General features: G+C 47.2%; 5 protein-coding genes. All 5 read right to left on the reverse strand.

Going from position 1 to position 13,590, the window contains the following annotated elements; translation table 11 throughout:
* A partial coding sequence (locus AB4114_RS21450; RefSeq protein ID WP_441990283.1) for an AAA family ATPase occupies positions 1-2,657 on the reverse strand: 2,657 nt, incomplete at its 3' end.
* 112 nt (positions 2,658-2,769) lie between these two features.
* The gene (locus AB4114_RS21455; protein WP_441990284.1) at positions 2,770-3,951 is read right to left on the reverse strand and encodes an exonuclease SbcCD subunit D; all 1,182 of its coding nucleotides are present in this window, start codon (positions 3,949-3,951) and stop codon (positions 2,770-2,772) included.
* Positions 3,952-3,994: 43 nt separating this feature from the next.
* On the reverse strand, positions 3,995-7,957 hold the full coding sequence (gene addA, locus AB4114_RS21460) for a helicase-exonuclease AddAB subunit AddA (protein WP_441990285.1): 3,963 nt from the start codon (positions 7,955-7,957) through the stop codon (positions 3,995-3,997).
* A gap of 21 nt (positions 7,958-7,978) precedes the next feature.
* The gene (gene addB / locus AB4114_RS21465) at positions 7,979-11,509 is read right to left on the reverse strand and encodes a helicase-exonuclease AddAB subunit AddB (protein ID WP_441990286.1); all 3,531 of its coding nucleotides are present in this window, start codon (positions 11,507-11,509) and stop codon (positions 7,979-7,981) included.
* A gap of 605 nt (positions 11,510-12,114) precedes the next feature.
* Positions 12,115-13,488: a class I SAM-dependent rRNA methyltransferase gene (locus AB4114_RS21470; RefSeq protein ID WP_441990287.1), complete on the reverse strand. Its 1,374-nt coding sequence runs from the start codon at positions 13,486-13,488 to the stop codon at positions 12,115-12,117.
* Between the last annotated feature and the right edge of the window lie 102 nt (positions 13,489-13,590).

Here is a 13,590-nt window from a genome sequence, read left to right on the forward strand (position 1 = left end):
AAGCCGCCTTTCTCGAGCGCGCCGGCCAGCGCGCGCTCGGTCTGCGCCAGCTGCCGCGCCGCGGCGGCAGCGGCTTCGGCGGMGGCGCTGTAGCGCTGCGCCGCCAGGGACTGCTCGCGCTGCGCAGCAGCGTGCGCGAGCTTGGTCATCTGCGCGAGCTGCCGCAGCTGTGCAAGCGCGGAGGTCGCCTCCGCGATGAGCTGCGGCACCGCCGCGCCTGGCGCGCGCAGAGCGAGCTGCCGCGACTTGTCGGCGGCGAGCAGCGCGAGCCCTTGCAGGCGCTCATGGAGCTGCAAAGCCGTACGCTCGTGCTCCTGCGCAGCATGCTGTAGCTTCTCGATGTTAACGAGAAGCTCCTCGAGGAAAGGAATGCTTTTCTCAATGCGTCCACGCAGCTCATCCGCAGTCCGCTCATGATCCAGCATCTGTTGGAGTTGTTCTTCAACAATTTCCCAGTTTAGCTCCGCAAATCGCTCTTGCCATTCGAGCATTTGTTCTTGAATGGTAACCGATAGCTTGCTTAATTTAACTTCAGCTTCCACAACTGAGCTAGCAGCCGCTTGCGCTTGTGCACCTAAAACTAGATCTTGTTGTGTCAATTGTACATGTTCTTTGAGCAAATGCTCAAAAGCCTTCCCAGACTCTTCCACTTGAGATGCAACGGTTTGTGAAGCAGAGTTCACACGCTCCCATGCCTTTTGCCAATCTTCCAAGCTCATGACCATAAGCGAACTAAGTGGACTTACTTGAGCACCGATTTCTTGACCTGCGGCAGCTTCTTGAAGAGCAAGATCGCGGCCAGCAAATTCAGGTATTTGCTTACTTATCGTTTCATCAGGGAAACTCAATTCAGCAGCCCGCTTGTGTTGATCCTTCATTCTTCGAATGAGTTGCAACCCTTGATACTGACTTTCTTTCGCTTGCTGCAAGTACGGCTCGATTTGATGCAGTAAGTTTTCAGAGACGCTGTTCTTATCCGGATCCTCTGCGTTTACGCTACTCTTATGCAGTGCTGGATGCTCTAGAGCACCACACACGGGGCACGATTCTCCCATTTCCAATTCTGCAGCCAACAAAGCAGCCAAGGCATGACGTTCTTGGTGCTTCAATTGCTTTCTTTGCTCCTCCAACCATCCTTGCAGGCCAGTCGAGAAAGCTGTAAATAAGCCTTGTTGTTTCTGCAATTGCCCTTCAGTCGAAGCACTAGCTTCAAACCAACTTAAAAGCCGAGTATACAACACTCTCTGTTTGTCCAAAATCAATGCTCTCGATTGCTCCACAGTGTTACATGCATTCACTTTATCAACTTTGTTTCTTTGTGCTTCTAGCTCTTGAGTCTGAAGAAGAAGTATGGCCTTTTTCTCCTGCACAGCATATTGCAATTGTTGCCTCTTCGCAGCATCCGTCTCAACCAGTTTTAATTGAGCTTTCAGTTCTGTTTGTTTGGCCACCGCTTTTTGTTTCGTTTCATGCGCTTTCGACATATCCGCATGCAAACTCAATAAGGCTGATTTAACCCCAGCTTCTTGTGTTTGAGCTGCTTGAATTTGCGACTGCACTTGTTCGAGCTCCTGTCCAATCACAAGCGCTTGTTCCAATTGATCCAAACGCAGCAATAATGGCCCTTCTTGTGCGACTAGATCCTGCCCCGCTTTATCAAAAGCAAGCGATGCTTGCTGAAAATCAGTTTCTGAGCTCGATAGAGATGAAGTTGCCGTTTCAAGAAGTGCTTGGCTTGACAACACATCTATAACAGCTAGTTTATGTTGATCCAAGTAGGGAATAACCCGGTCCGCTTGTTCAGCCAGCTTTAGGATCTCTTCTTTTTCAGCAATATGCGCTTCTTGTTCATGATGCTTTCGCTGCTCTTGTTCAAGACCTTCCGATTCCTTTATCCATTGATAGACTTGTTTGTTTTCTTCGTAAGCCTTTTCCTGTTGCTCCAGATGAAGTCGACTTCGAACCGCCTCTTGTTCCGTTTCAAGAAGTCTTCTATTCGCTTCCTCCAAAGCCGCTGTCGTCGCATCGCCCAAGCCCTGCTGTTCAGCAGCAAGCTGTTTAACGGCACTGTCCGTTTCCTTTACTTTAGAGCTGACCTTTGCGCTTAATTGATCCCCATAGGTTTCAAGATGGAAAAGACGTTGCAGCATTTGCCTGCGATCTTTGCCTGTCAAAGTCAGAAACTCTGCGAACTTTCCTTGTGGGAGTACAACTGCTCTTGTAAAATCCTGCATGGACAGACCGAGTATGTTCTGAACCTGTTGATTGACTTCGCCTGCCTTATCCGCAAGCACAATCGTTTCGTTATCGCGTATATGTAAGAGACGTGAACTCGTTCCGTTAATGGACATTTCAGCTCCGCGCTTGAATTGCCGCTCTACTCGGTAGCGCGCTGTGCTCGATGCGTTCGTCAATTCAAATGTAAAAGAAACGAACAGTGTTTGCTCCGCATGATTCATGATCGCTTGTGTGCCACCGCTTGCCCTTTCTACTTTGCCGTAGAGGGATAGCGTTATCGCATCTAAGATCGATGATTTCCCGCTGCCTGTTGGTCCAAAAATACCAAACACACCCGCATCCACGAGTTGGCTAAAATCAATCGTTTGCAGCTCTCGATAGCTTTGCAAACCAGACATCTGTAACTGAATTGGACGCAATGTATTTTCCTCCTTTCATACACATCGCAAAGTTATCCACAAGCACTAATTGGGGAAAACACTTCGCATGCTATCTTTTCACGTACGTAGTCGTAGACCTCTTCCTGTTCAATTACTCGCCTCCAGAGGAATCCCCCAGATCTTTCTCTTGCAGCAGTTCCAAAAATAATTGAACTAATGCAGGCTCAGGCTGTGCGCCTCCCGTTTGGCGCGCATAGAAGCGCGTGAAATGCTCTTCCATCGAAAAAGCTGCTCTTGGCATCGCCGAACGAACAACTTCCATTTCCGGATAAATGGGGCGAATGTGAATGAATCCTTCATACGCTTTACGCAACGATTGTATTTGTTCAATGGACATCGCAGATGTCATCGTAATCTCCAAATCGATCCAAGCCGTGCTATCGCGTTGCTCATCTAACCATTGATGAACTTGTCCTATCCCTTCCTTCGCCTTCCAGCTTACTAAGGGGCGTCCCGAGGTTAAGAAAATCTCTTCTGGTTCGGCTACCTGTCCTGGGGCAAGATCAAGTATCGTAACCGACTTGGCTTGACCCGCTTCCGAGAAGCTGTAGGCAAGCGGTGATCCACTATATCGAATGGGTGATGCTGCCTTCACATTTTGAGGGCGATGCAAATGACCTAACGCAACGTATTGCGCACCCGCTGTCAAAGCCGTTGTATCAACTGTATAAGCGCCGCCAACCTGAATAGGTCGTTCAGATTCCGTTTCATGCCCTCCCAGAACATACAAATGACTCATAATCAAATTCACTGTGCTAGCTTCAAAGAAAGCAGCTTGTTTACGAATGAGTGCCCCAACTCGCTCCGAATATTTGCTGCGCAGCACTTCTTCCTCCGCAACCTCGGACAACAACTCCTTCAATCGTGACTCCGATGGATACGGCAAAGCGATTAGTCGGGCAAGTTCACCCGTACGTGCTATGCCAATCGACTGAATTTCTGGAATCGGCAAACCTATCAATGTGATGCCTTGCGTTGCTGCTAGCGGACCCGAAGCTGCAAGTCGATCCGGATGATCATGGTTGCCTGAAATAATCGCTACATGCCTTTTCCCGCCATCTGCTAATCTGGCAATGCCTTCATAAAACAACTGCTCCGCTGCAGCAGGCGGATTCACGCTGTCATAAATATCTCCTGCAATCAACACGAGATCAATAGCTTGATCATCCACGATGCGTACGAGCTCATCCACAAACGCGATTTGTTCTTCCATCCGGCTTCGACCTTCCAAGGCTCGTCCAAAATGCCAATCCGCTGTGTGTAAAATTCGCATGTCTCATCTCCTTCCACCCCTTGGTTGGCTTCGCATTCTATGACTACATTTCTACCAACTTCGCTCCATCAAAGAAATAAAGGAACTTTCCGTGGATCGGACGTTTCCAGATATGTTCCACAGCTCGCGCGTACAAGCTTATTTGCTTCTCATAGCGTAGCTGAAGTTCCGCTTCCGTGCTTCCTCTAACAGCATCCGTTTTATAATCAACGAGAACGAGTCCCAGTTCATCTTCAAATAGACAGTCAATGACCCCTTGAATGAGCACTGTCTCACCAAGCGTAGATGGATCCGTCTCCGAATAAACCTCATCTGCAGGAAGTCCATAACTGAATGGAACCTCACGTTGAATATGATGTGACTGAATCATTCTTTTGCCAACCGACGTCTCAAAAAACTTCAATATGACAGGAATATCGACCACATCGCGCTGGTCCTGCGTCATTGTTTGTTTGTCCAACATCTCCTGGAGTGTTGATTGGATACTTGCCTCTGTAGGCAATTCCGATAGGGACATATTTTGCATAACGGCATGAACGACAGTCCCTTTCTCTGCCGCAGTAAGCTTCTTCTCTTCCATAAATCTCGGTCTACGCCAAATCGAAGGAGCTGGTTGACTGGTTACTGACGTAGGCCCCAGTATAGATGCGGTATCCACAGCGTTCGGTGACTCCAACTCATCTGCAATTCGGTTGATTTCAGATAATCGTTTCATCTCCGAAACTGTCGTCTTGGCAAAATGTTTAGGTGCATCTGGAAAATCATATTGCCAGGACAAACGCTCATCTAAAACATCTTTCCATTTCCCCGATGTAGTGACAACCTCTCGTTGCTGAATGGCCATAAATCGATCCTGATCTGGCTCGAATGCCGCATCTTCTAACACATCCAATTGCTGCAAGCTCTCTGGCGTAATGACCGATAGTTTCCATTGCGAGGAATCACGCAGCAAACGTACATCAGAAGACATCTCACTAATGCCAAGTCTATCTCGCCACAAGGCTGCATCAGGATGACGAAGCAATGCCGGTCCTACCCAATCCAGATAGCTCTTCGCTTTAGCCAACTCAAAATCAGGCAAGTACCAAGCCTCTCTTGATAAGTGACGTCCCCATCCGCGCAGAAGTTTATCGAGAGATTTCACAGTACCTAATAGGTACAATTTCTCTCGCGCTCTCGTAAGAGCTACATAAAGAACTCGCATTTCTTCAGCAAGAAGCTCTAGCTTCAGCCTCTTTTTAATGGCAAGTGAAGGTAACGTCGGGTAACTGACACGAAGTGTCGTATCTACAAATCTCGGCCCAAAGCCAAGCTCTTTATGCAATAAAAATGCCTCATTCAAATCGCGTTGATTAAACATTTTCGCCATTCCCGCTACGAACACCACAGGAAATTCCAAACCCTTACTCTTATGAATAGACATAATTCGTACAACGTCTTCCTGTTCACCCAACGCACGCGCGGTTCCAAGATCGCCACCGCTTTCTTTCATCCGTTCAATAAATCGTAAAAAACGGAATAATCCACGCAAGGATGTACTCTCGTATTGTCTAGCTCTATCATAGAGCGCCCGTAAATTGGCTTGTCTTTGCATGCCGCCAGGCAGACCGCCAGCGAAATCATAATAGCCGGTTTGTCTAAAGATGCTCCAGATCAAGTCAGCAAGTGAGCCCTGCCTCGCGTCATTACGCCATTGTTCTAATTGTTCTAGAAACACGGTCAATTTCGTTGACAACTGATCATTCTCATGTTGGGTATTTTGCGTAGCGGTACGCAGTACAGACTCGTAGAAAGCTACAGATTTATCCGCAACTCGAATTTGTGCTAAATCTTCAGCAGTTAACCCCACCATAGGTGATCGCAAAACAGCAGCCAAAGGTACATCCTGATACGGATTGTCGATGACCTTCAATAAGGAGAGCATCGTCTCGACTTCGGTTGCCGAGAAGTACCCTGTGCTGAGCTCAGCATAAGCAGGTATTCCCTGCTTCTTCAGCTCGTCGATTATAATGGGAGACCATGCTTGGGTTGCTCGGAGTAAAATTACGATATCCCTGTAGGCTGCCGGCCGATTGCCGCCAGTTCTTTTATCAAAAACCTGAAAAGCTTCTTGATTCTCAGCTCTTAACAAACCCTTGATTTGAAGAGCGATCGTACGTGCCTCCAACTGTGCGGTTTCCAGTTCTTCTGCTTCCAATGCAGGATCCGCAGTATTTTCAGTGCTTTCAGCGTTAAACTCTTCACTATTTTCTTCCGATTCTTCCATAAACGCATCACTTTTGTCAGCGCCATCTTTCGCACGGTCAATGATCAGCATCTCCACAGAACAATCGGATAGCGAAGGCGGATATCCCGCTCCATAGACCAGCTCCGCACGCTCATCATAAGCAATTTCACCGACAGTTTCATTCATCATTTGTTTGAAAATAAAGTTAACGGCATCGACGACTTGCAGACGACTTCGGAAATTTCTAGCTAAGTCAATTCTTCCACCGGTCATTTCTCCACCAGAGGTGGACTCTTTGTTAGATCGATACGCTTTGTATTTCTCTAAAAATAGACCTGGCTCTGCCAGTCKAAAGCGATAGATACTTTGCTTCACATCACCGACCATAAAGCGATTCCCAGGTTTAGCTGTTGAAATCAACTCAACAATGGCTTCTTGGACACGATTCGTATCCTGGTATTCATCCAGGAGCACTTCAGCAAATTGTTTCCGATATGCTTGTGCAGCCTCCGAAGGATATAATTCACCAGGCATGGACCCAGGTGCACTAAGAATCTGCAAACAGTAATGCTCCAAATCAGCAAAGTCAATCAGACCCTTCGCTGCTTTAGCCGCTTGGTATCTTTCGCCAAAATCAACGATAAGATCGACAAGGACGTGCAACAAAGGAGCCATTATGACAATCTCTTGATAAAATTGCTCTGGTGTCCGGCCGAACAATTCTTCTTTTAATTTGTTAATTTGGTCCTTGGCCTTGTTCCGTAGTGCTTTGACTTCTTCTTGCAGCCCTTTATCATAATCATCGCCTTTGCAGGCTTTGAGCTTGCCGAACTCAACCGTCTGAAAACCAAGATACAAGACGGACCATGGGTATGTCGTTGTTTCAAGCAAATTCTGAACGAGCAGCAAATCATCGCGTAAATTATCGATATACGGGGCAGGTCCTCCCGGGAATTCTGCGATATGCATGGCTTGTCCTAGCAAGTCCGCTGCTCCCTCTAATTCAAGGGAAAGATCACGAATAAGACTTTGCTCCCATAGTGAATAATCCACAGGCGCAGATGTCGCGGCAACATAAGGCAAAGCTTCTTCAACAATCGCGTTTGCCTCATCCAAATTCTCTTGGTCAGCTTGATGTGCTCGCGGCCCGAACATAGAAGCTGTTCCTCTTAACCAGTGCTCTGGCCAAGGATGACTGCGAGATACATCGTATAATTTCTGAATGAGTTGCATAATTGCGTTATCGTTGCGCTCACCACTGAATGAATCCACCAATTGCCAAAAGGCACTGTTCTCAGCACTTGCCGCATAATATTCTTCTAGCATCTCGCCAAGCAGATCTTGACGAAGTAAATCAGCTTCTGTTTCATTCGCGATMCGAAAGCCAGGATCTAATTGGATAAGACTAAAATAACGTTGTACAACCTCTAAACAAAAGGAATGCAGCGTTGTAATGGACGCTTTCCCCATGAGTGCTAACTGCTTACGCAAATGTTGGGAATGCGGCTGTTTCATGAGTTCTTTCTCAAGCGCTTCTCGAATACGATGCTTCATTTCGGAAGCTGCAGCCTTCGTAAAGGTAGCAACGAGTAATCGATCTACATCGATTGGCTCCCACTCGTTGGAGATCCGTCGAATGATACGTTCAACGAGTACGGCTGTCTTACCAGATCCCGCAGCAGCGGCAACCAACATATTCTGACCTTTTAGGGTTATCGCGTCCCATTGATCATCCGTCCATGTACTACCGATAGGCTTAGGTTCTTGCTGTAGTGTCACCTTGTACGCTCCTTTCTACCTTCACGACTGGCCCACCTGCGCTGCCAACTCCGTCCATACTTGATCCTTCGCACGCGGTCGAAAGACTTGGATCTCATTCCCTTCAAATAAGGGATCTATTTGACAAATCGACGTATACGAGCAATGTTGACAGGCTGATTTTTTCCCTAATCGATAAGGAGCAATATCAACATGTCCATCCGTAATGTTCGTACCAATTTGTTTCACTTGTTTGCGTACATAGGTCCGCAGCGTATCCCACTGCTCGTCCGTCGCTACCGATGAAGTCGAGTAGAAACTCCCATCTTTCTTTAAAGCAACAGGGATAAGTTGTGAATGCCCAGAGCTATGAATAAGCTCATCATCCATCAATCCGGCGACTTCGGCATCAGCCGTAATCAAACCCTTCATTTTGAAACGTTTACGCAGCTCTTTCTCGACAGAGGCAGGATCAAGAGCATTCTTTTGTTGGAGCATTGGATTATGCACGTGGAAATAAAGCACACCTGCTGGCTTTGCGTGGGCACCAAGCCATATTTCCGCGTGCGTAAGAATAACGTCCAAGTACGTCAGCATCTGAAGAGATAGTCCGTAGTACACTTCAGAGAGCTGCAAAGCTGTTTGACTGGATTTGTAATCAATCACTCGTAAAAGCACACCATTCTCACCATCCGCTCGATCCACACGATCGATTCGGCCGATAATCTCCATCGTACAACCGTTTTCCAATTCGAACGTTAGCGATGGCAAGTCCTTGCCTGGTCCAAAATCAATCTCCAATCCTAGTGGCTGAAATTGACCATGTTTGGCGTGTTCGCCGAGAATAACTGCTGCCCTACCTACCACTTGCTTCAGTTTCCGAGCTATATAAGCGTAACGACTTGAACTAAGGAGAATTTCTCCTTGAAGTCTCGGAGCAAGCTCGTCCACAACTTGTGCTGACCTCTCCATACATTGCTCTGCGGAAAGAGAACCCCAATCTAGCTGGTCCTGCTGCAGCTTCTGAACGAACTGATTCAATGCTGCGTGGAACAATTGACCTATATCCGGCGCATCTAAGCGATAGACGCGACGTTCTTGAAGCCTTAAGCCATGTGATATGAAGTGCGAGAACGGACAGGCTACATACTTCTCCATTCGCGAAACGCTAGCACGTAAGTGCTGACCATATAACATTTTGCTCGTAGAGGTGGTAAGCCCCTTCTCTTTGTTTGTATATTGCAACGCCATTACCAGCGATTGTAGTTTCGTCTGCCAAACGGGTTGTTCCGCGTACCAATTGTACGCATCCCACCATAGCTCAGATATTCGGCCACCCAGCATCCAATGCTTCATACGAACAGCCAAATAGGAGATCGCCTGTGTCGGATGCGACAGATAGGCAGCTTGCTCACTTTCGGGGGCTTCCGCTGAAGGTTCTGCCAGAAGTAGAGGTTCTTCCGTTCCTGGAAAAAGCTGTCGCATCTGTCTGATCAACTCCGAAGGCAACAACGATTTCCCCTCTTCATCTGCTAACGGATAACTCATCCAAAGCCGCTTGCCTGGTACAGTCAACGATGTATAGACGATAAATTGCTCATCCAACAGCTTTCGACGGCTTCCATCTGCCATTGGTAATCCGGAGTCCATTAGAACACTGCGTTCTGCTTCTGTGAGCACACCTTTTTCAGCCATCTGAGCAGGAATAACCCCGTCATTTACACCTAAAATATACGCATACCGAATCCCGCTTGAGCGAGTTCGATCCATACTTCCGATCAACAATTGATCCATCGATGGCGGAACTAACCCCAGCTTCATGCTCTCCATTCCTGTTTCAATCAGGCCGTTAAACAGCTCTAAGGAAAGTTCATCATCGCCCATGGTTTCCACCAATTGATCCAGCATATCCATGACACTGTTCCACATTTGACCGTGCTCGCGAGCCATTTCTGGCTTACCATCACGTGTTGCTTGCTGTGTCCATGCTTCTAATTTCTCTGGCGCTTGAACGGTTACCAATAGCTCATAAACAGCTTCGACCTGAGCTTTGACCGAACGCGCTTGTGACAGGCGATTGGATAATGCAAGCAATGGACCAACAACCCACGATTTGCTCGTATTTAAAGCTTGAAGCTCCGCTGTTTGTTCATTTACCCCATCTTCTGCTTGCTCCAAATTGGCACGAAACTTATACGTCCATGGCTTGCCATCCGTCCATCTATAACCTTGAATCCCGAATGCAAGTACATAATTCTCTAATTTATCTAGCTCAGTCCTTTGCGTTGTCGCATCAAGAGGCAGCAGTAAGTCCGTTTTGATACAACGGAAAACGGCATCATAATGCCAATTATGCTGTATAACCTCGAGCGCAGAGCGAATGAATTCCACGAGTGGATGATGCAGCACTGAGCGCTTCTGATCGAAAAAGTGAGGGATCTCATAATCGGTAAGCACCATGTTTAACAGATCTTGATACCCTTCCATATTCCGCACCATGATGGCCATTTCACGCCAGCGCACACCATGCTCCCGAACTAACTGAAGCATGTCACGAACTGCACCTTCAACCTCTGCACGACGATGCACAGCTTCCCTAATAACGAGCTGGTCGCCAATCTTCTCTCCTGGAGAAGGCTTATATTTCGGTGCTCCACCTCCTATTCGACGATCAAAATTCTGCTCCAAATAGGCAAGTGCTGGACTATCCTCATATCGTGGAGAACGCTCTTGATCGAGATGTAGAACTTCAGCCGCATCAAGTCCAAGCTGCCATATCATATCTTGCAAACGTACCATCGTCGTAGCTGTGGGATGAAATAAATCCAATTCATCAGGGGTATCCCCCGCCTGCAGCTCGCGATCCAGACATAACGTAATCGTTACTTGCTTACAAGCAGCAAATAGCGCACCAAGCACCTTGAATTCTTGAGGTGTAAAGCCATGAAATCCATCAATCCAAACTGACGCTGAACGCAAATAAACCGAGTTCGGGACTTGCTCTGCGAGCAGCGTCAAGTAATCTTCGCCGTCCAAATACTGCCTCGCAAGTTCTGACTCAAATTGGCGATACACGAGTTGGATATCATGCATTTTGTCCCTTAGTAAGCCGTGTTCACCAAGGTTCGTTACTCGTTTATTTTCATGCGCTTCCAGCTGTTCTGCCGTCACACAATAGCGTTTCATTTCCGTAAAAAGCTGATTCAGTCGATCTACAAAGCCCATTTGCTCAGCAGAATGACCAAAGAGCCGGAGTTTATCCTTGTATTTATGTAAAATGCTCGTTAACAACAGTTTCTTTCCTGTATCATCTATAGGCAGCCGCGCCGTCCCGCCTTCTTCTTGCATAACGCGCCATGCTAATCGGTGAAAACTTAACACTTGCGCGCGGATCATACCTCGAATACTTGGATCCGATACCAGTGCATGCTCAGCTTGAAATGTAGCTTGTTCAGGAACAAGCAAAATCAACGGATCACCTTCGGGTGCCGATGCCAGCTGCTGTTTCATTTCCGTTAGACAGCGTTCACTCTTGCCGCTTCCGGCTCTACCAATCACGAATCGAATGGACATTCAGGACCTCCTAACACTTTCCGTCGGAAAGCTTGCTTCGTAAGCAATTCTCGTATTCAATCTCTCTATTCTATCATATTTTTAGTGATGAGTCGGCGTGGTAGATGATGGAGGGGGATCTCAGGAGTTTAATCGGCGATCGATATGCGAACGTATATTCTATTAGTATAACATGGAACGCAAAAAACGAAAAGGAATCGTCTATGAAACTATTGTAACTCGATCTTTATAAAATACACTACTAGCACTACTTCACTCCTGATCACAATAGCGCTTCGCTGGTAGTTGCTTAGTCCGATATCTCCGAACTAAAACAAGATTTACTTGTAATAACAGTCCAGTAGTCCGATTCTGCCGAATTATTTACCTTTTATCGCTGTGTGACAGTTGTTTGTGGTGATTTAGTTAGGCTTTTTAGGACTAAAATATATTTTTTGAAACAGACAGCGGGATTAAATCGGCATTTTTGGACTAATAGGTGCAGAGGAGTAATCAGAACCTATACTAGTAGAAAAATCGGACACTTTTGAGGTAAATCGACTATGATTCCCCGCATACACAACAAAAAAGCAAAGCCAGATTAACCGACTTTGCTCACTTCACCTTTATTTGCTGCGCACTTCAAAAATCGCAAACTTCAAATAATGTCCTTCATCCACGCCAAGAATACGCGGGTGGTCCATCCCTGCACCACGGAACTCAATTAAGCGTAGTAGCTTACCTGCATCCGTTGCTGCTGCATGAATCGTTTCAAGGAATAGCTCAGGATGCATGTGATACGAGCAGCTTGCTGTGACGAGATAGCCCCCTTCATTCACAAGCTTCATTCCATGCAAGTTGATGTCCTTATAGCCGCGGCAAGCTCCTTCCACCGCACTTTTGGTTTTGGCGAAGGCTGGTGGATCTAGAATAACCACGTCCCAAGTACGCCCACCTGTACCAACAGGCTTCGAGGTGTCTATCTTAGCTTGTCCAGCAGCACCAGCCACAGAGCGAAGCTTGCGCTCATCCAAGCCCTTCACCTGCGTACGCAAGTACTCAAACGCATCCGCGACGACGAATTCGACACGATCCTCGAAGCCATTCAAAGCAACGTTAGTTCGCGCGCTTTCAATCGCGTGCTCGGAAATATCAAGGCACGTAACTTTTTTCGCTCCAAATTGACAAGCATTCAGTGTGAAGCTTCCCGTATGAGAGAAACACTCCAGCACAGAAGCGCCGTCCCACAGAGGAAATGTAACAACTTTGCCATTAGCGTTCACCGGGAGCATTTGCGTTACGCCGTTCTCTTCAACTTCCGTCAAATTGATGCCACTGCGGTGACCCCAGCCAGTCATCAACGGAGCGATCGCCGCGCGATTCTCACGTTGGTCGAAGAAGTACCCCGTCTTCTGCCCTTCCTCAATATCAACGCGAATGCGAAGGCCATTTTCCAAAATATCAACATGCTTCGCACAATCGCCATACAGAAGTCCCTTTGTCTGCTTCAGACCTTCCAGTTCACGAATGGAAACGTCACTTCGCTCATAGATCCCTACTGGTTTCATAACTTGTACAAGCGCTTCGACAATCTGGTCTCGGCACAGGTCCATTCCCAAAGTCAAAAGCTGAACAACTAATGTGTTCTCGAATTTATCAACAATAAGTCCTGGCAAGAAATCAGCTTCTCCATATACCAGACGATAAGACTGTGCTCCTTTCACAAAGCGCTGGCGATGTAGGAAACAACGTGTGAATCTTTCGACGAAAAACTCCTTCGTCATCGCCTCAATGGGGCTATACGATACAATACGTACCGTAAGCTGTGAAGCTTCGTTGTAATAGCCGGTTGCCAGATATTTGCCTAGGTGATTCTGAACGGATACAAGCTGTCCAGGCACAATGTCCCCATCCGTACGCTCAATTTCACTCTTATACACCCACGGATGTCCTTGCTCCAAGCGGGGTTTGCGTTTCTTATGTAAAAATACTGCTGCCATTATTTTAGCCGTCCTTTGCGTGAAACCGTTCACCTATACCATCTGGCTTGTCATGCTTGTCTTTACGGTCACATATATTGGTTGAAAACGTCGTACGCTCAC

The sequence above is a fragment of the Paenibacillus sp. 2RAB27 genome (assembly GCF_052115445.1).
Classification (GTDB): Bacteria; Bacillota; Bacilli; order Paenibacillales; family NBRC-103111; genus Paenibacillus_E.

What these genes read in the sequence shown, in the direction of transcription:
- AB4114_RS21455 (WP_441990284.1), bottom strand. Translation starts at nt 3,951, where the DNA reads ATGCGAATTTTACACACAGCGGATTGGCATTTTGGACGAGCCTTGGAA.
- addB (WP_441990286.1), bottom strand. Translation starts at nt 11,509, where the DNA reads ATGTCCATTCGATTCGTGATTGGTAGAGCCGGAAGCGGCAAGAGTGAA.
- AB4114_RS21470 (WP_441990287.1), bottom strand. Translation starts at nt 13,488, where the DNA reads ATGGCAGCAGTATTTTTACATAAGAAACGCAAACCCCGCTTGGAGCAA.